The organism is Pantoea sp. Z09 (assembly GCF_022394795.1).
Classification (GTDB): Bacteria; Pseudomonadota; Gammaproteobacteria; order Enterobacterales; family Enterobacteriaceae; genus Pantoea; species Pantoea latae.
In genome coordinates this window covers 3291832-3312861 of sequence record NZ_CP092373.1, presented here as the reverse complement: position 1 = coordinate 3312861, position 21030 = coordinate 3291832, and the positions used below count along the sequence as shown (strand labels likewise).

Below are 21030 nucleotides of genomic sequence, written 5' to 3'. Positions count from 1 at the left end.
TCTTGTTTTCATATCGCCGCATTGGTGCGAAGAGAGGGACTTGAACCCTCACGTCCGTAAGAACACTAACACCTGAAGCTAGCGCGTCTACCAATTCCGCCACCTTCGCGCAGTGCGATGCGAGATGAAAATCGTGGTTGTTGGTGCGAAGAGAGGGACTTGAACCCTCACGTCCGTAAGAACACTAACACCTGAAGCTAGCGCGTCTACCAATTCCGCCACCTTCGCGTCCAGCAATACATGACAGTATTGCAACCACGGAGGCGCATTCTAGAGATTTTACACCGGGCGTCAACAGATATTTCGCGACGGCGAATCGACTGCTGCAAAAAGCAACGTTTTCGCCGTCGCGGAGGCTTAGCGCGCGCGGGCGCCGCGGCCGTAAACCGCGCGATAGACCTTGAAGCGGCCGTTTTGCGCCAGCACGTCGTGGCTGCCGAAGGTCTCGTCCAGCACCTGCGGATAGGGCAGGAAGGCGTTGGCGACAATGCGCAGTTCACCGCCGGTGTTGAGGTGCTTCACCGCGCCGCGGATCAGGGTCTGCGCCGCGTCCAGGCTGGTTTCGCGCCCTTCGTGGAACGGCGGGTTAGAGAGAATAAGATCGAAACGGCCGGTCACGTCGGAGAAGACGTTGCTGGGGAAAACCTCGCCTTCAAAGCCGTTGATCGCCAGCGTCGCCTTGCTCGCCTCAATTGCCGCGGCGTGCACGTCGCACAGCGTCAGGCGCACCTTCGGCGAGTGGTTGGCCAGCACCGCCGACAGCACGCCCGCGCCGCAGCCGATATCCAGCACCTTGCCTTTGGTGTGCGGCGCCAGCGTCGTCAGCAGCAGCGCGCTGCCGATGTCGAGATCGTCGCGGCTGAAGACGCCCGGCAGGGTGCAGATGGTCAGCGGGTCGAGATCGTAGCTGTCGCGGAAGCTTTCAGCGTCGAAGGTCGGCTGGCTGTCGAGGCGGCCGTGATAGAAGCCGCAGCGGCGCGCGCTGTCGATTTTATCCAGCGTCGCCCACTCTTCGATCATGCCTTCGGCGCTGCGCACGCCGCTGCGGTTTTCGCCCACGACGAAAATATCGCAGCCCAGCGGCAGCAGCGACAGCAGGTTCATCAGCTGGAACAGCGCTTCCGGCTTGTTTTTCGGCCAGTAGTAGACCAGCGTGTCGCAGCCTTCAACGTCTTCCGGCGTTGCCACCAGACCGTAACGCGCCCGTTCGCCCAGGCGGCGACTCAGGTTTTGCCAGTGATGATACTGCTGGGTATGCGCACGCGACGACGCGGTCTCCAGCTGAGCGGGCAGGTCATCCTGCATATCGCCAGCGAACAAGACGTGGCGGGCGGTAAATTCATCACTGTGGCGCAGTATGACTTCGCTGGCCGGGGTAAAAGCAGACATGAAAGGCTCCTGTAAGATCAGAGCGGCGATTATAGTGGTTTGTTGGCGCATGTTCGATGGGTTTGCTAGCATAGCGACGCATTCCGGCAGCACATCAAGGGTAAAACATGACCTCCAGGCGCGACTGGCTGTTACAGCAAATGGGAATAACGCAGTATCAACTGCGTCGCCCGCGCGCGCTTCAGGGCGAAATCGCGGTGCGGCTGACGCCCGGCACAAAGCTGATTATCGTCGCTGACATCGCGCCCGGCCTGCATGAGCCGCTGGTGCGCGACGTGCTGCATGCGCTCGGCCTGCAGCCCGCTCAGGTGATGGCGTTGACCCCCGATCAGCTGCAGATGCTGCCCGAATCGCTCGACTGCGCGGGCTGGCTGATCGGCATCGACGGGCCGCATCCCTTTAGCGCCGTCGCGCTGCACTCCGCCTCTTTAAATGAACTCTCCAGCAGCGGCGCGGCGAAACGCGCGCTCTGGCAACAGATGTGTAACCATGACAGCGATCTCTTTCCTCACCCCTGAGGACACCGCCCAGGCCTTCGCCATTGAGTGCCGCAGCCACGCCTTTCCGTGGCGCGAACAGACCTTCGCCAGCAATCAGGGCGAACGTTTTCTTAACTATCGCCTCGACGTCGACGGCGCGATGGCCGCCTTCGCCATCACGCAGGTGGTGCTGGATGAGGCGTCGCTGTTCAATATCGCCGTCGATCCCGCTTTTCAGCGGCGCGGCTACGGGCGTCAGCTGCTGCAGCATCTTATCGCCGAGCTGGAGAAGCGCGACGTCATGACGCTGTGGCTGGAGGTGCGCGCCTCTAACCATCCCGCTATCGCCCTCTACGAGCAGCTCGACTTTCACCAGGTCAGCCGCCGTCCCAACTACTATCCCACCGCCAGCGGACGTGAAGACGCCATCATCATGGCGCTGACGCTGTAGGCTTTTAAGGAGCTGTAATGTTAAAAGACTGGGATTGCATCCTGTTCGATGCCGACGACACCCTGTTTCATTTTGACGCCTTCGCCGGCCTGCAGCGTCTCTTCGCTGGCTACGACGTCCAGTTTACCGACCAGGATTACGCCGACTATCAGGCGATCAACAAGCCGCTGTGGGTCGATTACCAGAACGGCGCCATCTCCGCGCTGCAGCTGCAGACGCGCCGTTTTACCGGCTGGGCGGAGAAGCTGAGCGTGGCGCCCGACGTGCTGAACAGCGGCTTTCTCTCCGCAATGTCGGAGATATGCATGCCGCTGGAGGGCGCGGTCAGTTTGATGCATGCGCTGCATGAGAAGGTGCCGATGGGCATTATCACTAACGGCTTTACCGCGCTGCAGCAGTCGCGTCTCGAACGCACCGGCTTCCGTGACTACTTCTCGGCGCTGGTGATCTCGGAGCAGGTGGGCGTGCCTAAGCCGGACCCGGCGATTTTCGACTATGCGCTAGAGAAGATGGGCAATCCCGATCGCAGCCGCGTGCTGATGGTGGGGGATACGCCCGAGTCCGATATTCTCGGCGGCATCAACGCCGGCGTGAAAACCTGCTGGCTCGATCACGGCACGCGTCCGCTGCCGGAGGCGATTCGTCCCACCTGGACGGTGAAGACGCTGGGCGAGCTAAAGGCGCTGCTGCTCGCCTGAGTATCTATTCACGCCAACGCTAATTTTTTGCTGCCAGGGCCCATTTAATGGGCCTTTTTTCATGTAGTATCTATTCACGAATCTATTCATCAATCTATTCACGAGCGCGCTATGTCTGAGCTGAGTTCGCTGCTGCTGGAGGGACCGCTCTCGGCGGTAGAACTGATGGCCCGGCTTAACGTCAGCCAGGCGACGCTGTCGCGGCTGGTGGCCCGGCAAAAAGAGATCATAAAAGTTGGTCGCGCACGCGCGACGCGCTATGCGCTGCTGCGTCCAGTCCGTCACATTGACGAGTGGCCGCTGTGGCGCATTGACGAAACGGGGCGCGCCCATGCGGCGGGAACGCTGCGGCCGGTGTGGCCGCAGGGAAGCTACGTGGTGCAGGACGCAGCGGGCCAGTGGCAGTTTTACGCCGGGCTACCCTGGTTTCTCAACGATATGCGCCCGCAGGGTTTCTTAGGCCGCGCATGGGGCCAGGAAAGCGCCACGGCGCTCGGCCTGCCGCCCGATATCCGCCTGTGGAGCGACGATCACAGCCTGCTGGCGCTGGGAGAAACCGGCATCGATATGCCCGGCGACTGGCTCATCGGCCAGGCGGCTTATCAGCGCTGGCTTACCGCCCGCGAGCCGCACGTCATCGCCCAGCATGAGAAAGCGCAGCGATATCCGCAGCTGGCGGAGCGGGCGCTGGGCGGCGAGGAGCCTGGCTCCTCCGCAGGCGGCGAACAGCCGAAATTTCTCTGTTACAGCGAAGAGGCTGGTCACTGTCTGGTGAAATTTAGCGGTCAGCGCGACAACGACAACAGCCAGCGCTGGCGCGATCTGCTGCGCGCCGAACATGTTGCGCTGACCCTGCTGGCGCAACATAACCTGCCGGCCGCGCGCAGTGAGCTGATTGAGGTAAATTCGCAGCTGTTCCTTGAAGTCGCACGCTTTGACCGCATTAAGCAACGAGGGCGACGCGGCATGGCTTCGCTGGAGGCGGTCGGCGCCGAGTTTCTCGGTAGCCTGGCGAACTGGCCTGTTGCGCTGCGCCAGCTGGCGCAGGCGAAAAAGATCAGCGCGCAGGATGCCAGTCGCGGCGCGCTACAGTGGGCTTTTGGTCGCCTGATCGCCAACAGCGACATGCATGCGGGAAATCTCTCTTTCTTTGTGGAAGGCGACAGGCTGACGCTGACGCCCGCCTACGATATGTTGCCGATGGCGCTGGCGCCTGACCGTCTGGGGCAGATGCGTAGCAGCGTGACGCTGCAGGTGGATGCGGCGCTGCCGCGCGCCGTCTGGCAGCCCGCCAGCGCGATGGCGAAGGCCTACTGGCAACAGCTTATGGATGACGCGAGCGTCAGCGAGGGGTTTCGCGTCATTGCGCAGCGGGCGTTGCAGCAGCTGCAGGCGCTCGACGCGACTATCGCGCAGATGGCTTAAGGCGCTGGATCCTGCTTTTCGCCGTCGTCGTCGCGATCCTCTTTAACCGGCGTGCTGGCGGTCAGCAGAAACGGCGACTGCTGCCAGCGGGTGCGGCGATCGCGCAGCAGGGTGCGCGACAGGATAATGCCGATGGCCAGCGCCAGCAGCATCATCAGGCGCAGAATATTGGTGGTGTTGTCCACCTGGCGCGACTCGGTCACCAGCACGTGGGTATCCAGCGTCACGCGCAAAAAGCCGAGCGGGCCGTCGCTGTTGCCGAGCGGCTCCACCAGCTGATGGTTGAAGTAGCTGCCGGCGCGCTTGCCGTCGAGTGCCAGGCGATCGCGCACGTTGATATTTTCGCCGCTGTGCGCCACCAGGCTGCCGTCATCGGCGTAGACCGAGGCGTCGAGAATGCGGCTGTTGGTGGTCATCTGATTGAGGATCGCTTCGATCTGGCTGCGGTTGTCGTCGCTGTTGTCCATCAGCGGCGACAGGCTGAAGGCGACCTGCTTCGTCAGGGTCTGCGCCAGCTCCTCCACCTGCTCGGAACGCGCCATCTGATGGCCGAGACTGAACCAGGAGGCGCCCTGCATCAGCACGACCAGCAGCGCCAGCGAGATCAGCACGATCACCGTGCGATGTAAGCGAAATTTCAGTGCGCTTTTAGCCATCAATAACCCGTGTCACGTCACAACAGAAACCAGGAGATTATGTTGCCAGAAGCGGCGCAGACAAGGTAGCCTCTTGCGTGGTTTTGTTGTCCCCCTACAGGAGCTCTGATGCCGAACCGTCTTACCTGGTGCGATTTGCCCGCCGAACTCTCCGAATGGCCGGGTTTACCTCTTTCCCTCAGCGGCGACGAAGTGATGCCGCTGGATTACCGTGCCGGTCGGACCGGCTGGCTGCTCTATGGTCGCACGCTGGATAAACAGCAGCTGACCGATTATCAGCATCAGCTTGGCGCGGCAATGGTCATCGTCAGCGCGTGGCGCATCGATGAGTATCAGGTGGTGCGGCTGGCTGGCTCACTGACGCCGCGCGCCACAAAGCTGGCGCACGACAACGGCCTCGACGTGGCGCCGCTTGGCAAGATCCCGCACCTGAAAACGCCGGGCCTGCTGGTGATGGACATGGACTCCACGGCGATCGAGATCGAGTGCATCGACGAGATCGCTAAACTGGCGGGCAGCGGCGAGCTGGTGGCGGAAGTGACCGAACGCGCGATGCGCGGTGAACTCGACTTCGCCGCCAGTCTGCGCCAGCGCGTGGCGACCCTGAAAGGCGCCGACGCCAACATTTTGAAGCAGGTGCGCGATGAACTGCCGCTGATGCCGGGCCTGACCGAGCTGGTGCAGAAGCTGCAGGCGCTGGGCTGGCAGGTGGCGATCGCCTCCGGCGGCTTTACCTATTTCGCCGAATACCTGCGCGACAGGCTGCATCTGGCGCACGTCGCCGCCAACGAACTGGAGATGCGCGACGGCAAACTGACCGGCGAAGTGCTGGGACAGATTGTCGACGCCCAATACAAAGCGGATACCCTGAAGAAGCTGGCGCAGCGTTTCGACATCGCGCCGGATCAAACCGTCGCCATCGGCGACGGCGCCAACGACCTGCCGATGATTAAGGCCGCGGCGTTGGGTATCGCTTATCATGCTAAACCGAAAGTGAATGAGCAGACGCAGGTGACTATCCGTCATGCCGATCTGATGGGCGTATTTTGCATCCTCAGCGGCAGCTTGATTCACGAAGAGCGTTAGAGGTACTGATTTGGCCAAAGCGGCAAAACGCGCCTTCGTTTGTAACGAATGCGGCGCAGATTATCCGCGCTGGCAGGGGCAATGCAGCGCCTGCCACGCCTGGAACACCATCACCGAAGTGCGGATTGCGGCGTCGCCGGCGGCGGCGCGCAATGAGCGCCTGAGCGGCTACGCCGGCAGCGCGGGCGTCAGCCGGGTGCAGAAGCTGTCGGAAATCAGCCTGGAGGCGCTGCCGCGCTTCTCCACCGGCTTTAAAGAGTTCGACCGCGTGCTGGGTGGCGGCGTGGTGCCGGGCAGCGCCATCCTGATCGGCGGTAACCCCGGCGCGGGTAAATCGACGCTGCTGCTGCAGGTGATGTGTCGTCTGGCGCAGGAGATGAAAACCCTCTACGTCACCGGCGAAGAGTCGCTGCAGCAGGTGGCGATGCGCGCCCACCGCCTCGGTCTGCCAAGCGAAAACCTCAACATGCTGTCGGAAACCAGCATCGAGCAGATCTGCCAGATCGCCGAGCAGGAAGAGCCGAAGCTGATGGTGATCGACTCCATCCAGGTGATGCACATGGCGGATATCCAGTCGTCGCCCGGCAGCGTGGCGCAGGTGCGCGAAACCGCCGCCTATCTGACGCGCTTCGCCAAAACGCGCGGCGTGGCGATCGTCATGGTCGGTCACGTTACCAAAGATGGCTCGCTGGCCGGTCCGAAAGTGCTTGAACACTGCATCGACTGCTCGGTGCTGCTGGACGGCGACGCCGACTCGCGCTTCCGCACGCTGCGCAGCCATAAAAACCGCTTCGGCGCGGTCAACGAGCTGGGCGTGTTCGCCATGACCGAGCAGGGGATGCGCGAAGTCAGCAACCCGTCGGCGATCTTCCTGTCGCGCGGCGACGAGGTCACCGCCGGCAGCTCCGTGATGGTGGTGTGGGAAGGCACGCGTCCGCTGCTGGTGGAGATCCAGGCGCTGGTGGATCACTCAATGATGGGCAACCCGCGCCGCGTCGCGGTGGGGCTGGAGCAGAACCGGCTGGCGATCCTGCTGGCGGTGCTGCACCGTCACGGCGGCCTGCAGATGGCGGATCAGGATGTGTTCGTCAACGTGGTCGGCGGCGTGAAGGTCACCGAAACCAGCGCCGATCTGGCGCTGCTGCTGGCGATGGTGTCGAGCCTGCGCGACCGTCCACTGCCGCAGGATCTGGTGATCTTCGGTGAAGTCGGGCTGGCGGGCGAGATCCGACCGGTGCCGAGCGGTCAGGAGCGCATCTCTGAAGCGGCCAAGCACGGCTTTAAGCGCGCCATCGTGCCGGCCGGCAACGCGCCGAAAAAAGCGGTCGACGGCATGAAAGTTTACAGCGCGAAAAAACTGGCGGACGCGCTGGCGATACTGGATGAGCTTTAAGGGCTGAGCGGGTACACTCGCAGCAACTTCAATCCATGCAGGAGGCAGCATGACGTCGTTCGACTATCTGAAAACCGCCATTCGCCAGCAGGGGCATACCCTGCAGCAGGTGGCCGACGCCAGCGGGATGACCAAGGGCTACCTGAGCCAGCTGCTCAACGCCAAAATTAAAAGCCCGAGCGCGCAGAAGCTGGAAGCGCTGCATCGCTTTCTCGGGCTGGAGTTTCCGCGCCGCGATAAAACCGTCGGCGTGGTGTTCGGCAAATTTTATCCGCTGCACACCGGCCATATCTACCTGATCCAGCGCGCCTGCAGCCAGGTCGACGAGCTGCATATCATTATGGGGCACGACGAGCCGCGCGATCGCGAACTGTTCGAGAACAGCGCCATGTCGCAGCAGCCGACCGTTAGCGATCGGCTGCGCTGGCTGCTGCAGACCTTTAAATACCAGAAAAATATCCGCATTCACTCGTTCAACGAAGAGGGCATCGAGCCCTATCCGCACGGCTGGGACGTCTGGAGCGAAGGGGTAAAAACCTTTCTCAGCGATCAGGGCATCGCCCCCGACTGCATCTACACCAGCGAAACCGCGGACGCGGAGATGTATCAGCAGCATCTGGGCGTGCGCACCGTGCTGGTCGATCCGGCGCGATCCTTTATGAATATCAGCGGTGGGCAGATCCGTCAGGATCCGTTTCGCTACTGGGAATATATTCCCACCGAGGTGAAGCCCTTTTTCGTGCGCACCGTCGCCGTGCTCGGCGGCGAGTCGAGCGGCAAGTCGACGCTGGTCAACAAGCTGGCCAATATCTTTAACACCACCAGCGCCTGGGAGTATGGCCGCGACTACGTCTTCTCTCATCTGGGCGGCGACGAGATGGCGCTGCAATATTCCGACTACGACAAGATCGCCCTCGGCCAGGCGCAGTACATCGACTTTGCGGTGAAGTACGCCAATAAAGTCGCCTTTATCGACACCGATTTCATCACCACCCAGGCGTTCTGCCTGAAGTATGAAGGGCGCGAACACCCCTTTGTGCAGGCGCTGATCGACGAATACCGTTTCGACCTGGTGATCCTGCTGGAGAACAACGTGCCCTGGGTGGCGGACGGCCTGCGCAGCCTGGGCAGCTCGGTGGATCGGCGCGAGTTTCAGTCGATGCTGGTGACCATGCTGCGCGAGAATAACGTCGAATTTGTGCACGTGCGCGAGGATGATTACGACACGCGCTTTTTGCGCTGCATTGAGCTGGTGAAGGGAATGATGGACGGCAAGAACCCGGCCTGAAAATGGGGGCTTGTCAGTTAAGCCTGGGGTGATAACGCAGCCTGGGGCCGCTCAGGGGCTGGCGGTCCTCGCGCCGCTGACGCGGTACCTTCACGTCATTCGTCTGCCTCACGGACCGGTGGGGATGGAACATCCTGTTCCAGCCCCACCTTTCGCCCGCATCCCTGCGGGCTCTCCTGGCAGCCTCATTCTGTTCAGCGCTGCGAAATGCCAGTCCCTGAGCGGCCCCAGCCTGCTGGCCAGCTTCCGTGTGCGCTGCTGAAAAAGGACGGCAGCGTTTTTGCTGCTGCAAAAGGCACCGTGTTTGAGGCCACTGCGCCTCCTCTGCTTAGAGAAAATAGCGGCCTTATCTGAACATGGGCTTAACTGACAAGCATTAGGGGCAGCGCTCCCGTTTTATTCAGCTTGTCGCCAGCGCGCGCAGCGTGTTGACCCCTTTTTGCCGCACCAGCAGCGCCAGCAGCAGCATACCGGCCAGCGCCAGTGCGCTCGCCAGCAAAAACGCCGTATGGTAGCCGCCGCCATACTGGATCAAAAAGCCGGTGATGCCCGGCGACAAAATCCCCGCCAGATTCGCCAGCAGGTGAACAAAGCCGCCTGCGGTGCCGATGCGTCCCGCCGGCACAATATCCTGCAGCAGCGACCAGCACGCCTGCGGCGTCATATAGGCGAACACGCTGGCCAGCGTAATCAAGGCAACCGCACTCACCACATCCTTGCTCCACGCCGTTAACAGTACGCAGAGCGCGGCGACTGCTAGCCCGACGAAGATCACCAGCTTGCGCGACAGCAGAAAGTTCTGGGTGCGGCGAAACAGCATATCAGAGACGATGCCGCCGCCGAGGAAGCCGACCGTCGCGCCCAGCCACGGCAGCACGCCGATAATGCTCATGCTTTTAATGTCCAGATGCTGAAAGTCGGTGAGGTAGCTCGGCAGCCAAGAGAGAAAAAAGTACTGGATGTAGTTGAAGCAGAAAAAGGCGCTCGCCACGCCGAGCACCGGCAGCGAAAAGACGTAGCGCCACAGCGAGTGGCGGTCCTGCTGCGGCGTGGCCGCCGCCTGCGTCGCCGGGCGATGGCGGCCGATCAGCTCGCGTTCGGCGGCGCCGACGCGCGGATGATCTTCCGGCTTGTCGCGGAACAGTCCCAGCCAGCACGCCACCCAGATAAAGCCCAGTAAAGCGATAACCACAAAGGCGATGCGCCAGCCGTAGTGCAGCCCTACCAGCCCGACAACCGGCGCGGCGATCGCCGCGCCCAGCGGCTGGCCGGCGTTGGTAAAGCCGACCGCGCGTCCCGTCTCATTTTTCGGAAACCAGTTGGCGATCGATTTATTGGTGGTGGTGCCCATCGGCCCTTCGCCGATGCCGAACAGCATGCGCACAATCAGCAGATGGGCGAAGCCGGTAACCAGCGCGGTGGCACCGCAAAACAGCGACCAGACGCCCGCCGCCCAGGCGTAGACGCGGCGCGGGCCGAAGCGGTCCGCCGCCCAGCCGCCGAGAAAGCAGAAGGCGCAGTAGCCGATAAAGAAGCAGCTAAACAGGATGCCCATTTCGGCGTCGTTGATATGCAGATCGCTTTTAATCAGCGGCGCCATCACCGACAGGGCGGCGCGGTCAAGATAGTTGAGCATGCCGGCGAAGAACAGCAGCAGCGCAATCACCACGCGATAGTTTTTACGCATAGCGGCGAACTCCTTTATCGGTGATCTGGCTCAGGGAGAGACGATAGTGGCGCAGCACCTCCTCATCCGGCGCGTAGCCGAGGCCGGGACGCGAGGAGAGGGTAAAGGCGACGTCGCGCGGCAGGTCGGGATAGAGGGGGGCTTCAAAGGCGATCCAGGGCACCTCCATTTTGACGTCGTCGGGCAGCAGCGCCACCAGGTGCGCAGTTGCCAGCATGCCGGCGCCGTAGTAGAAGCAGTGCGGCACCACGCGCACGCGATACTGCTGCGCCATGGCGAAGACGCGGCGCGCGGCGCTGATGCCGCCCACTTTCGCCACGCTGGGCTGCGCCACGTCCACCGCGCCGTTCTCCAGCAGGTTGATAAAGCCCTGGTCACCGTCGACGTTTTCGCCCGCCGCCAGCGGCACGCCGACGCGTTTTAACTGCGCCAGCCCCTGATAGTCGTCCGGCGGCCAGATCGGCTCTTCCAGCCAGCCGAGATTCAGCGCCCGCAGCTCATGCGCCTGCTGCGCCGCCTCCTGGCGCGTCCAGGGACAGTTAACGTCGACCAGCAGCTCCGCCTGCGGCGGCAGCGCGGCGCGGGCCGCCGCTATCGCCTCGACGGTGGTTTCATGCAGTTTCAGCGTGGTAAAGCCCTCGTCCCAGGCGCGTTTCACCTGCGCGGCGACGGCGACGGGATCGTTGTCGTAGCCCACCAGGCTGGCGTAGCGCTCGATGCGCTGGCGCGTGGCGCCGAGCAGCTGCCAGAGCGGCTGCTGGCGCTGCTGGCCGAGCGCGTCCCACAGGGCGATATCGATCGCCGAGAGCGCGTAGCGCACCGGACCGCTGCGGCCAAAAGCGTGCAGCGCTTTTTCCGCCCGCTGCATCTGCTGCGCTATCGCCTGTGGCGAGTCGGGCAGGGTGGCGCCGACGAAAAGCGGTGCGATCAGGGTGCACAGCGCCTGTTCGGTTACCGGGTTGGCCAGATGGCCGAACGCCTCGCCCCAGCCGCACAGGCCGTTGTCGCAGGTGATTTTCACCAGCAGGGTCTCCATGCGGCGCAGCGACGGCGAGGCGGCGTTAAAGGTGGTTTCCTGGCGTTCGGGCGCGCGCCGCTGCGCGTCAAAGGGAATTGCGATACGCGTGACGTCGATTGACGCTATTTTCATGCCATAGACCTCGTAAGATGACCTCCGGCGTGAATTATTGTTACAGCCTGCCGGAACGGTAAGGTGAGTCGGGTCAGATCATCAGCGAGTATAAAAAGCGCGCCCGCGCGTCACATCAGGCGAGAGCCCAGGGTTAACGGCGGATTAGCAGGAAGAATTGGGCGAAACGACAGAGAAAGGCGCAGGGAGTCACAGAAAAGAGAAAAGGCGGCATCGCTGCCGCCTTTTGGCTTACTTGGCAATACGCTTGTACTTGATACGCTTCGGCTCCAGCGCCTCGGCGCCGAGGGTGCGTTTCTTGTACTCTTCGTATTCGCTGAAGTTGCCCTCGAAGAACTCCACCTTGCCTTCATCCTGGTAGTCGAGGATGTGGGTGGCGATGCGGTCGAGGAACCAGCGGTCGTGCGAGATCACCATGGCACAGCCCGGGAACTCCAGCAGGGCGTTTTCCAGCGCGCGCAGGGTTTCGATGTCCAGGTCGTTGGTGGGTTCGTCAAGCAGCAGCAGGTTGCCGCCAACCTGCAGCAGCTTCGCCAGGTGCAGACGACCGCGCTCGCCGCCGGAGAGTTCGCCGACGCGTTTGCCCTGGTCGGTGCCTTTGAAGTTAAAGCGGCCGACGTAGGCGCGGCTCGGCATCTCAAAGGTGCCGATGCGCATGGTGTCCAGCCCGCCCGAAACCTCTTCCCAGACGGTTTTCGAGTTATCCATCGCGTCGCGGAACTGATCGACCGACGCCAGCTTAACGGTTTCGCCCAGCTCGATGCTGCCGGAATCGGGCTGCTCCTGGCCGGTCATCATGCGGAACAGGGTCGATTTACCCGCGCCGTTAGGACCGATAATGCCGACGATAGCGCCTTTCGGCACCGAGAAAGAGAGATCGTCAATCAGCACGCGGTCGCCGTAGGATTTGGTCAGGTTTTTCACCTCGACCACTTTATCGCCCAGGCGCGGACCCGGCGGAATAAAGAGTTCGCTGGTCTCGTTGCGCTTCTGATATTCGGTGCTGTTCAGCTCCTCAAAGCGGGCCAGACGCGCCTTGCCTTTAGACTGACGGCCTTTCGCGCCCTGACGCACCCACTCCAGCTCTTTCTCGATCGATTTGCGACGTGCCGCTTCGGCCGAGGCTTCCTGCGCCAGACGCTGATCTTTCTGCTCCAGCCAGGAGGAGTAGTTGCCTTCCCACGGAATGCCTTCGCCGCGGTCCAGCTCCAGGATCCAGCCCGCCACGTTGTCGAGGAAGTAGCGGTCGTGGGTAATCGCCACCACGGTGCCTTCGAACTCGTGCAGGAAGCGCTCCAGCCAGGCCACGGACTCGGCGTCCAGGTGGTTGGTCGGTTCGTCCAGCAGCAGCATGTCCGGTTTTTCCAGCAGCAGACGGCACATCGCCACGCGGCGACGCTCGCCGCCGGAGAGGTTGCCGATCAGCGCGTCCCAGTCCGGCAGACGCATTGCGTCGGCGGCGCGCTCCAGCTGGGTTTCGAGGTTATGGCCGTCGTGCGCCTGGATCACCTCTTCCAGACGACCCTGTTCGGCCGCCAGCTTGTCGAAGTCGGCGTCCGGCTCGGCGTAGAGCGCGTAAACCTCGTCGAGACGCTTCAGCGCGCCGACCACGTCGGAGACCGCTTCTTCGATCGATTCGCGCACCGTCTGTTCCGGGTTGAGCTTCGGCTCCTGCGGCAGGTAGCCGACTTTGATGCCTGGCTGCGGACGCGCTTCCCCTTCGATATCTTTATCGATGCCCGCCATAATGCGCAGCAGCGTGGATTTACCCGCGCCGTTCAGGCCGAGCACGCCGATTTTCGCGCCCGGGAAAAAGCTGAGGGAGATGTTCTTCAGAATATGACGCTTCGGCGGTACCACTTTACCGACGCGATGCATGCTATAGACGAATTGAGCCACGTTGTTATGAGCCTCTGATTCTGGTGGGTGAATTAGTGACGAAGTTTAGCCTTTTTGCCTGGCTAATCCCAGCCGCGCGCCGGGATAATTGCGGACGAGGTCAGGCGGAGTCGGGCAGCCGCAGCGGCAGCGACTGCTGCGCCAGCCACGCCGCCAGCGCGGGCTCCGGCGCGCTGTCGCTGACCAGCAGGTCAAAGCGGCGCAGCTCGGCGATGCGCGCGGGCAACACCTTGCCGAATTTGCTGCTGTCTGCCACCAGCACGCGCTGGCGCGATCGCAGCATCGCGTGGTGCTTCATCGCCAGCTCGTTCAGGTTGTAGCAGGTGGCGCCCTGTTCGCTGTCGATGCCCGCCGCCGAGATAAACGCCAGCGTCGGACAGAGATCGTCGAGAATCGAATGGGCGCCGACCGGGGTAAAAAGCGCGTTGTCGGCATGAAATTCGCCGCCGCTCAGGATGACGTTGCAGGCCGCTTTCTCTTTCAGCGCCAGAAAGGTGTTCATGGCACAGCAGATGGCGGTGAAGGGCAGGTCGTCCGGCAGCGCGTCCACGATATAGGGAATGGTGGTGCCGCAGTCGAAAAACACCGTATCGTTCTCGCCGATCAGGCTGGCGGCGGCCTGCGCCAGACGCTGCTTTCTCGCGGCATTCTGGCCGTGCTGATCTGACACGAAGTAGTGCCCGACATGGCTTTTTGGATCGCTGACAATGTAGCCGCCCAGCAGCACCACCGCAGAGGCGGGTTCGCTGAGATCGCGACGGATGGTCATCTCCGAGACGCCCAGCAGCTGTGCGGCGTCTTTCAGATGCAGCTTATCGGTGCGTTTTAACGCCAGGGTCAGTTTCTGAATGCGTTCGTCGCGCCGGGTTTCCATAGACGTCTCTGTTGTGGTTGATAACCGCAAGGGGTGCCGCTGCATCAGCAGAAAGTGCGATAAATGCCGCAATTTTAAGGCGTTGCGCGCGCAGGCGGGCTTAAGTTCAATCTTACCCTTAATCAGATTGCCCCGCAAACGTCGCCTGCATCGCCGGATTTTTGCGCATCTGTCATAAAAGTGTCATATAAAACATCCACTTATTTCATAAAGCCTCTGCCTGCCGGGACGATAACCCTGTGGGATGCCGACCGGCCTCCTCGATCACTATCTGCAGGTATCAGCTTTATGAAGCTTAATCATTTTAAAATCGGACAGCGGCTGGGATGCCTCGCCACCCTCTTGTTGCTCGCCACGCTGCTGATGGGGCTGCGCGGCCTGCAGGTCAATCTGCAGGCGTTAACCCATAACGAGGCGATCATGGCGCAGGAGATGCTTATCGCCGAGAGTATCGACACCGCGCGCAGCGCGCAGGTGCAGTTTAAAATTCAGGTGCAGGAGTGGAAAAACACGCTGCTGCGCGGCACTCAGGGCGAGGCGACCTTCAATAAATACAAAGCGGCATTTTTGCGCGAAAGCCAGCAAACTCAGGCGCTGCTGGTGAAACTGAGTCAGATTCAGGCGCGGCTTGGCCTGCGCGGCGACAGCGTCGCCAAAGCGCGCGAGGTGCACGCCGGGCTGGAGCAGCGCTATCTGCGCGCGCTGAGCGCCTACAACATCGAGGACGTTAGCAGTGCCGCGCGCGTCGATAAGCTGGTGACCGGCATCGACCGCGCGCCGACCTAGATGATCGACGATCTGGTCAGCGAGACGCTGCAGCGTGCGCAGACGATGCATCTCACTATTGAAGCCGACAACCTGGCGCACTATCACCAGACTAAATGGCTGCTGCTGGCGGCCATGCTCTGTATTCTGCTGACGGGCGTGCTGGTGACGCTGTGGCTGATCAAGAGCATTACGCGCCCGCTGAAGCAGGCGATCGACATTGCCAAAACCGTGGCGTCGGGCGATCTGCGCGCCGATATTGAGGTGGTGGGGCGTGACGAAACGGCGCAGCTGATGGCGGCGCTGCGCGAGATGAACCGCAATCTGACGCGCATCGTCACCGGCGTGCGCGCCGGCACCGACGCCATCGCGCAGACCACCGAGCAGGTGGCGCACGGCAGCCGCGAACTCTCTTCCCGCAACGAGGCGCAGGCCAGCGCGCTGGAGCAGACGGCGGCCTCGATGGAGCAGCTGACCTCCGTGGTGAAAAACAACGCCGGCAACGCGCAGCACGCCAGCGACATCGCGCGCGACGCGCGCCAGCGCGCCGGGCAGGGCGGCGAGGTGGTGGAGAAGGTGGTGACGGCGATGGAGGAGATCCACCAGTTCTCGCGCGAAATCAACGAGATTGTCAGCGTCATCGACGGTATCGCCTTTCAGACCAATATTCTGGCGCTTAACGCGGCGGTCGAGGCGGCGCGCGCCGGCAACGACGGACGCGGCTTCGCGGTGGTGGCGTCAGAGGTGCGCGCGCTGGCGCAGCGCTCGGCGTCGGCAGCGCGCGAGATCCGCACCCTGACCGACCGTTCCGTGAGCCTGATTGCCCACGGCAATACGCTGGTGAAAGGCGCCGGCGTCTCGATTCAGGAGATCGTCGCCAGCGTCAAGGCGCTGGCCGCGCTGATGGAAGATATTTCCTCGGCCAGCGCCGAACAGAGCACCGGCATTGAGCAGGTTAATCTGGCGGTGACGCATATGGACGCCGCCACGCAGCAGAACGCCACGCTGTCGCAGCAGTCAGCGCAGGCGGCGCGCGCGCTCAACCAGCAGGTCGGCGCGCTAATGGAAAATGTCAGCCTGTTTCAGCTCGACCTCGACGCCGCGCGCGGCGCGTAAGCCGCCTCTCCGCTGCGTAAATTTTGTGAAGAACATGGCAAGAGCCGGTTCCCCTGGTTAGCATGAAGAATGCCTGGCACGCAGCCGGAGAGCAGCAACAGAGGAGATTTTCGTGGAGAAGTGGCGTAACTGGATAGCAGGGATCTGCCTGGCCGCAACGGCCGGCAGCGCGTGGGCCGACTCGCTGGATCAGCAGCGAGAGCGATATCAACAGATTAAGCAGGCATGGGACAGCAATCAGATGGCGACGGTGGAGCAACTGCTGCCGACGCTGCAGGACTATCCGCTTTATCCCTATCTGCAGTACCGCCTGCTGGCGCAGGATCTCGATCAGGAAACGCCGCTCGCCATTAAAAACTTTATTCAGCAATACCCGACGCTGCCGCCGGCGCGCTCCCTGAAAACCCGCTTCGTCAACGTGCTGGCGCACCGCGAGGACTGGCAGGGCATTCTGAGCTTTAGCCCAGAAGCGCCAACCCCGGTGCAGGCGCGCTGCAACTGGCTCTACGCCAAATGGGCGACCGGCGCGCAGCAGCAGGCGTTTGCCGGCGCGAAAGAGATCTGGCTGCGCGGCACCGCATTGCCGAACGACTGCGACCGACTCTTCTCTGTCTGGCAATCCTCCGGCCAGATGTCGCCGATTACCGTGCTGGAGCGCATCCGGCTGGCGATGAAAGCGGGCAACGACAGCCTGGTGAGTTTCCTGGCAAAAACCCTGCCGGAAGATTATCAGACCATCGCCAACGGCGTGCTGATGCTGCAGAACGATCCGCAGACGGTGGTGAGCTTTGCCCAGTCCGTCGGGCCGACCGACTTTACCCGTCAGGCGACGATTTACGCCTTTACCCGCGTGGCGCGCGCCGATATGGAGAACGCGCGCAGCATGATCCCGCTGCTGGTGCGGGCGCAGAAAATGGAGGCGGACGACGAGCAGGCGCTGAAAGAGATCGTGGTCTGGCGCATGATGGGCAGCGATCTGACGTCGGAGCAGGCGCGCTGGCGCGACGGCGTGGTGATGAACAGCCAGTCGACGGCGCTGATCGAACGCCGCGTGCGGCTGGCGCTCTCGCAGCACGACCGTCGCGGCCTCAATACCTGGATCGCGCGGCTGCCGCTTGAGGCGAAAGAGAAAGATGAGTGGCAATACTGGCAGGCGGATCTGCTCTATTCCCAGGGCCGTAAAGAAGAGGCGGACGAGATCCTGCACAAGCTGATGCAGGCGCGCGGCTTCTATCCGATGGTGGCGGCGCAGCGGCTCGGCGAAAAATACCCGATACAGATCGACGAAGCGCCGAAGCCAGACAGCGCGACGGTGCAGGGGCCGGAGCTGGCGCGGGTGCGCGAGCTGATGTTCTGGGGGCTGGACAACCTGGCGCGCAGCGAGTGGGCCAACCTTATCTCCAGCAAGAGCCATGTTCAGCAGCAGATGCTGGCGCGCTACGCCAACGAGCAGGACTGGTGGGATCTCAGCGTGCAGGCGACCATTACGGCGAAGATGTGGGACAGCCTGAAAGAGCGCTTCCCGCTGGCGTGGGAGAGCTTCTATAAGAGCAATACCCGCGACAAAGGCATCGACCCGAGCTATTCCATGGCGATTTCGCGCCAGGAGAGCGCCTGGAACCCGAAAGCGCGTTCGCCGGTCGGCGCCAGCGGCCTGATGCAGGTGATGCCGGCGACGGCGGCGCATACCGTGAAGATGTACAACATTCCCGGCTATGTGAACAGCAGCCAGCTGCTGGATCCGCAGACCAATATCCAGATCGGCACCCAGTATCTGGAGTATGTCTACCAGCAGTTCGGGCAGAACCGCATTTTCGCTTCCGCCGCCTATAATGCGGGACCGGGACGCGTGCGCAGCTGGCAGAACGTCAGCGCGGGCAATCTCGACGCGGTCGCCTTTATCGAAACCATTCCCTTCTCGGAAACGCGCGGCTACGTGAAAAACGTGCTGGCCTATGACGCTTACTATCGCCACTTTATGGGCGAGCCGGACAAGATCCTGTCAGACAGCGAGTGGAATCGCCGTTACTAGCTGTGCTATGCTTCCGTACTCGTTAGTGAGTACGGAAGCCTGTTGATGACGCAATCTCCCGCCCGGTCGGCGCAAAATTCCCTTTCTGAAGATAACTGGCGACGCTTTATCGCGCTGATGCAGCAGGCCTACGCCGATGACGTGGCGCTGCCGTTACTGCAGCTGATGCTGACGCCGGATGAGCGCGAGGCGCTTGGCACGCGCCTGCGCATCGTCGAAGAGCTAATGAGCGGCGTCATGAGCCAGCGCGAGTTGAAAAACGAGCTGGGCGTCGGCATCGCCACCATTACGCGCGGCTCCAACAGCCTGAAAGAGGCGCCGCCCGAACTGCGACGCTGGCTGGAAGCGCGTCTGGGACGCGCCGATCTCAACGCTGATAAAGCGGATGAGTAAAGGGGCAGAGCGCCAGGATCAGCGCCTGATGATAGACGCTGGAGCGCGTCAGCCGCCCCTGCGTAAAGGCGCCGATAGCGCCGCCTTTCTGTTTGATATTCTCCACGCCGGTGAGACGGGCCATCTCCTCGCCCAGTTCGCGTCCGGCGCGTAGGCCCTCCAGTACCACCGGCGGCAGCGTAAAGCTGGCGGAACGCGACTCGCCGCGTTGCTCTGCGTTTTCCACCACCATCCAGGCAAAGGCGCACTCCGCCTCGATACCGGCCTCAATCGCCACCCAGAAGTCCGCTGCTGGTTCCGTCCGGCGCGCATTGGCGACGCGCTGGCGTGCGCCGGTTCGCGTTTCCGTATCGCTCAGCGGCTGCGCCGCCACGCCGCTATCGACCTCGACCCCGCGAATATGGCAGGATCCTTCGCCGAAAACGTCGCTGAACGCCTGAGAAATTGCGCGAATTTTTGCCGGATTGATGGTGGCTGCGATAACCTGGTACATAATCTATTGAACCCTTTAGGCAAATTTGTCGCAGTATAACGGAAACTCAGCATGCTACAGGTCTATCTTGTTCGTCACGGTGAAACGGTATGGAATGCGGAGCGCCGCATTCAGGGACAATCCGACAGTCCGCTGACGGAGAAAGGAGAGCAACAGGCCCATCAGGTGGGCGAGCGCGTAAAACATCTTGGCATTACCCATGTTATCGCCAGCGATCTGGGCCGCACGCAGCGCACCGCCGAGATTATCGCCGACGCCTGCGGCTGTACGGTGACGCTGGAGCCGCGCCTGCGCGAGCTGAATATGGGCGTGCTGGAGAAGCGTCCGCTGGACGGGCTAACCGAGGAAGAGGAGCGCTGGCGCAGCACGCTGGTGGACGGCACCGAGAACGGCCGTATTCCGCAGGGCGAATCGATGGCGGAGATGGCGGCGCGCATGCACGCGGCGCTGAACGCCTGCCTGGCGCTGCCCGCCGGCAGCCGTCCGCTGCTGGTAAGTCACGGTATGGCGCTGGGCGTTTTGATCAGCACGATTCTCGGATTGCCGGCCCATGCGGAGCGTCGGCTGCGGCTGCGCAACTGCTCGATTTCGCGCGTCGATCATCAGCGCAGCGCCTGGCTGGCGGAAGGCTGGGTGGTGGAAACGGCGGGCGACGTGTCGCATCTGGACGCGCCGGCGCTGGATGAGCTGCAGCGCTAATAAAAATGCCGTCGCTATGACGGCATCGTTATTAGCTCGCCTGCTGGCGACGGATTGGGATGAGATATTCGCAGCGGATCTCTTTCGGCGGCTCGGGGCGTTTTTTGCCACCGTGGGTATAGAAGCGCTCGATATCCTGGCCCTGACGGCGCGTCAGGCCGAGCGTCGGCATACAGGTGCCGTAGAGCAACAGGATAAATTCCTGTAGTTCGTTGCGCGGGCCGTTGTAGGTGAACTGCACATAGTCACCCGCTTCCAGCAGCACGCTCTGGCCGGAGTGCAGGTTGACCGCCTGGTCAGACGGCACGGCGGTGGTGTAGAGGATCTCCTGCTCGTCATCTTTCTCCTGGCTGGCGCGCACCTGATGCAGGCCGTAGAGCACCGGCGGCACGGTGTCGGTTTCCAGCAGGAACTGCTTCCAGAAATGAATGCGCATTTCGTCGCGGTAGCTGGAGATCTGCTCCAGCGTGCAGCTGTAGGTTTGCGTTTGTCCCACCAGCACGGTTTCCGGCAGGGTGACGAAGGTCGACTCCGGCATGCTGTTGTCGTCAAGGCGAATCGGCGGACGAATGCCGAACGAGTTCCATTCTGATGAGCGGCGATACCACGCGGGCGTCTGGTTAAACTGCTTTTTAAAGGCGCGGGTAAAGGTCTGCTGGGAGTCAAAACGGTACTGCAGCGCGATATCCAGAATCGGGCGGCTGGTCAGACGCAGCGCCACGGCCGCTTTCGACAGGCGACGCGCGCGGATATAGGCGCCGATGGCATGGCCCGTCACATCCTTGAACATCCGCTGCAGATGCCATTTAGAGTAACCCGCTTTCAGGGCAACATTGTCTAGTGAAAGGGGCTGATCCAGATGGCTCTCCAGCCAGACAAGCAAATCTCGAATGATACCGGCTTGGTCCATAAAACATCCTCATACTCTCTGGGGCGCGGCTAACGCGGTCGCCGAATAATAGCACTAATTGCACATCAGGCGTGGGCAGTTTTGTTGGGAGATTGTGCCATGTCAATGTGGGATAAAACCGGTTCTGGTTTGGTCAACGCGGACAAT

General features: G+C 62.1%; 18 protein-coding genes, 2 tRNA genes and 1 pseudogene. 11 read left to right on the top strand and 10 right to left on the bottom strand.

Annotated features, from left to right (window positions below; translation table 11 throughout):
* Window positions 1–22 precede the first annotated feature (22 nt).
* The 3 genes from MC269_RS15815 to rsmC all read right to left on the bottom strand — a co-directional run bounded on the left by MC269_RS15815 (window position 23) and on the right by rsmC (window position 1389).
* A tRNA-Leu gene (locus tag MC269_RS15815) sits at window positions 23–109 on the bottom strand.
* 32 nt (window positions 110–141) lie between these two features.
* Window positions 142–228 (bottom strand) — tRNA-Leu (locus MC269_RS15810).
* A 129-nt stretch (window positions 229–357) separates the two neighbouring features.
* A complete protein-coding gene (gene rsmC, locus MC269_RS15805) occupies window positions 358–1389 on the bottom strand; it encodes a 16S rRNA (guanine(1207)-N(2))-methyltransferase RsmC (protein WP_239952977.1) in 1032 nt (343 codons plus the stop codon).
* A 107-nt stretch (window positions 1390–1496) separates the two neighbouring features.
* Between rsmC and MC269_RS15800 the strand changes: the two genes are divergently transcribed.
* The 4 genes from MC269_RS15800 to yjjJ all read left to right on the top strand — a co-directional run bounded on the left by MC269_RS15800 (window position 1497) and on the right by yjjJ (window position 4442).
* On the top strand, window positions 1497–1907 hold the full coding sequence (locus MC269_RS15800) for a DNA polymerase III subunit psi (RefSeq protein ID WP_081142311.1): 411 nt from the start codon (window positions 1497–1499) through the stop codon (window positions 1905–1907).
* A complete protein-coding gene (gene rimI / locus MC269_RS15795; protein WP_081142313.1) occupies window positions 1879–2319 on the top strand; it encodes a ribosomal protein S18-alanine N-acetyltransferase in 441 nt (146 codons plus the stop codon). The genes MC269_RS15800 and rimI overlap by 29 nt, the downstream gene beginning before the upstream one ends.
* Before the next feature lie 17 nt (window positions 2320–2336).
* On the top strand, window positions 2337–3017 hold the full coding sequence (gene yjjG, locus MC269_RS15790; RefSeq protein WP_239952976.1) for a pyrimidine 5'-nucleotidase: 681 nt from the start codon (window positions 2337–2339) through the stop codon (window positions 3015–3017).
* 111 nt (window positions 3018–3128) lie between these two features.
* A complete protein-coding gene (yjjJ, locus tag MC269_RS15785; RefSeq protein WP_239952975.1) occupies window positions 3129–4442 on the top strand; it encodes a type II toxin-antitoxin system HipA family toxin YjjJ in 1314 nt (437 codons plus the stop codon).
* Here the strand turns inward: yjjJ and MC269_RS15780 are convergent.
* Window positions 4439–5098, bottom strand: coding sequence for a YtjB family periplasmic protein (locus tag MC269_RS15780; protein WP_081142319.1), 660 nt, complete (start codon window positions 5096–5098; stop codon window positions 4439–4441). The genes yjjJ and MC269_RS15780 overlap by 4 nt on opposite strands.
* Before the next feature lie 108 nt (window positions 5099–5206).
* On the opposite strand from MC269_RS15780, the gene serB reads away from it, so the two are divergent.
* Genes serB through nadR form a run of 3 tightly spaced genes read left to right on the top strand, consistent with a single transcriptional unit; the run spans window position 5207 to window position 8865 of the window.
* Window positions 5207–6184 carry a phosphoserine phosphatase gene (serB, locus tag MC269_RS15775; RefSeq protein ID WP_239952974.1) on the top strand — a complete coding sequence of 326 codons (978 nt, stop codon included), beginning with the start codon at window positions 5207–5209 and terminating at the stop codon, window positions 6182–6184.
* 10 nt (window positions 6185–6194) lie between these two features.
* A complete protein-coding gene (radA, locus tag MC269_RS15770) occupies window positions 6195–7577 on the top strand; it encodes a DNA repair protein RadA (protein WP_081142323.1) in 1383 nt (460 codons plus the stop codon).
* 49 nt (window positions 7578–7626) lie between these two features.
* On the top strand, window positions 7627–8865 hold the full coding sequence (nadR, locus tag MC269_RS15765) for a multifunctional transcriptional regulator/nicotinamide-nucleotide adenylyltransferase/ribosylnicotinamide kinase NadR (RefSeq protein ID WP_239952973.1): 1239 nt from the start codon (window positions 7627–7629) through the stop codon (window positions 8863–8865).
* 400 nt (window positions 8866–9265) lie between these two features.
* On the opposite strand, the gene MC269_RS15760 is transcribed toward nadR, so the two are convergent.
* The 4 genes from MC269_RS15760 to deoR all read right to left on the bottom strand — a co-directional run bounded on the left by MC269_RS15760 (window position 9266) and on the right by deoR (window position 14475).
* Window positions 9266–10552, bottom strand: coding sequence for an MFS transporter (locus tag MC269_RS15760; protein ID WP_239952972.1), 1287 nt, complete (start codon window positions 10550–10552; stop codon window positions 9266–9268).
* Window positions 10545–11702 carry a mandelate racemase/muconate lactonizing enzyme family protein gene (locus MC269_RS15755; RefSeq protein WP_239952971.1) on the bottom strand — a complete coding sequence of 386 codons (1158 nt, stop codon included), beginning with the start codon at window positions 11700–11702 and terminating at the stop codon, window positions 10545–10547. Before MC269_RS15755 ends, MC269_RS15760 begins: the two co-directional genes overlap by 8 nt.
* A 231-nt stretch (window positions 11703–11933) precedes the next feature.
* The gene (ettA, locus tag MC269_RS15750) at window positions 11934–13601 is read right to left on the bottom strand and encodes an energy-dependent translational throttle protein EttA (RefSeq protein WP_081138758.1); all 1668 of its coding nucleotides are present in this window, start codon (window positions 13599–13601) and stop codon (window positions 11934–11936) included.
* 100 nt (window positions 13602–13701) lie between these two features.
* Window positions 13702–14475 carry a DNA-binding transcriptional repressor DeoR gene (gene deoR / locus MC269_RS15745; RefSeq protein WP_081138755.1) on the bottom strand — a complete coding sequence of 258 codons (774 nt, stop codon included), beginning with the start codon at window positions 14473–14475 and terminating at the stop codon, window positions 13702–13704.
* 288 nt (window positions 14476–14763) lie between these two features.
* Between deoR and MC269_RS15740 the strand changes: the two are divergent.
* The 3 genes and pseudogenes from MC269_RS15740 to trpR all read left to right on the top strand — a co-directional run bounded on the left by MC269_RS15740 (window position 14764) and on the right by trpR (window position 18781).
* A pseudogene (locus MC269_RS15740) lies at window positions 14764–16356 on the top strand (methyl-accepting chemotaxis protein).
* Window positions 16357–16468: 112 nt separating this feature from the next.
* Window positions 16469–18388 (top strand): murein transglycosylase, encoded by a 1920-nt coding sequence (sltY, locus tag MC269_RS15735; RefSeq protein WP_239952970.1) that lies wholly within the window; start codon window positions 16469–16471, stop codon window positions 18386–18388.
* Between the two features lie 45 nt (window positions 18389–18433).
* The gene (gene trpR, locus MC269_RS15730) at window positions 18434–18781 is read left to right on the top strand and encodes a trp operon repressor (RefSeq protein WP_081138749.1); all 348 of its coding nucleotides are present in this window, start codon (window positions 18434–18436) and stop codon (window positions 18779–18781) included.
* Here trpR and yjjX read toward each other — a convergent pair.
* Window positions 18756–19274 (bottom strand): inosine/xanthosine triphosphatase, encoded by a 519-nt coding sequence (gene yjjX / locus MC269_RS15725; RefSeq protein WP_239952969.1) that lies wholly within the window; start codon window positions 19272–19274, stop codon window positions 18756–18758. The two genes, trpR and yjjX, sit on opposite strands and share 26 nt — an antisense overlap.
* 51 nt (window positions 19275–19325) lie before the next feature.
* On the opposite strand from yjjX, the gene gpmB reads away from it, so the two are divergent.
* A complete protein-coding gene (gene gpmB, locus MC269_RS15720) occupies window positions 19326–19973 on the top strand; it encodes a 2,3-diphosphoglycerate-dependent phosphoglycerate mutase GpmB (RefSeq protein ID WP_239952968.1) in 648 nt (215 codons plus the stop codon).
* Window positions 19974–20004: 31 nt separating this feature from the next.
* Here the strand turns inward: gpmB and robA are convergent, their stop codons facing one another.
* Window positions 20005–20883 (bottom strand): MDR efflux pump AcrAB transcriptional activator RobA, encoded by an 879-nt coding sequence (gene robA, locus MC269_RS15715; RefSeq protein ID WP_033749410.1) that lies wholly within the window; start codon window positions 20881–20883, stop codon window positions 20005–20007.
* Window positions 20884–21030 lie beyond the last annotated feature (147 nt).

What these genes read in the sequence shown, in the direction of transcription:
- MC269_RS15800 (WP_081142311.1), top strand. Translation starts at nt 1,497, where the DNA reads ATGACCTCCAGGCGCGACTGGCTGTTACAGCAAATGGGAATAACGCAG.
- rsmC (WP_239952977.1), bottom strand. Translation starts at nt 1,389, where the DNA reads ATGTCTGCTTTTACCCCGGCCAGCGAAGTCATACTGCGCCACAGTGAT.
- yjjJ (WP_239952975.1), top strand. Translation starts at nt 3,129, where the DNA reads ATGTCTGAGCTGAGTTCGCTGCTGCTGGAGGGACCGCTCTCGGCGGTA.
- MC269_RS15760 (WP_239952972.1), bottom strand. Translation starts at nt 10,552, where the DNA reads ATGCGTAAAAACTATCGCGTGGTGATTGCGCTGCTGCTGTTCTTCGCC.
- trpR (WP_081138749.1), top strand. Translation starts at nt 18,434, where the DNA reads ATGACGCAATCTCCCGCCCGGTCGGCGCAAAATTCCCTTTCTGAAGAT.
- nadR (WP_239952973.1), top strand. Translation starts at nt 7,627, where the DNA reads ATGACGTCGTTCGACTATCTGAAAACCGCCATTCGCCAGCAGGGGCAT.
- MC269_RS15780 (WP_081142319.1), bottom strand. Translation starts at nt 5,098, where the DNA reads ATGGCTAAAAGCGCACTGAAATTTCGCTTACATCGCACGGTGATCGTG.
- yjjX (WP_239952969.1), bottom strand. Translation starts at nt 19,274, where the DNA reads ATGTACCAGGTTATCGCAGCCACCATCAATCCGGCAAAAATTCGCGCA.
- MC269_RS15755 (WP_239952971.1), bottom strand. Translation starts at nt 11,702, where the DNA reads ATGAAAATAGCGTCAATCGACGTCACGCGTATCGCAATTCCCTTTGAC.
- robA (WP_033749410.1), bottom strand. Translation starts at nt 20,883, where the DNA reads ATGGACCAAGCCGGTATCATTCGAGATTTGCTTGTCTGGCTGGAGAGC.
- deoR (WP_081138755.1), bottom strand. Translation starts at nt 14,475, where the DNA reads ATGGAAACCCGGCGCGACGAACGCATTCAGAAACTGACCCTGGCGTTA.
- gpmB (WP_239952968.1), top strand. Translation starts at nt 19,326, where the DNA reads ATGCTACAGGTCTATCTTGTTCGTCACGGTGAAACGGTATGGAATGCG.
- yjjG (WP_239952976.1), top strand. Translation starts at nt 2,337, where the DNA reads ATGTTAAAAGACTGGGATTGCATCCTGTTCGATGCCGACGACACCCTG.
- serB (WP_239952974.1), top strand. Translation starts at nt 5,207, where the DNA reads ATGCCGAACCGTCTTACCTGGTGCGATTTGCCCGCCGAACTCTCCGAA.
- rimI (WP_081142313.1), top strand. Translation starts at nt 1,879, where the DNA reads ATGACAGCGATCTCTTTCCTCACCCCTGAGGACACCGCCCAGGCCTTC.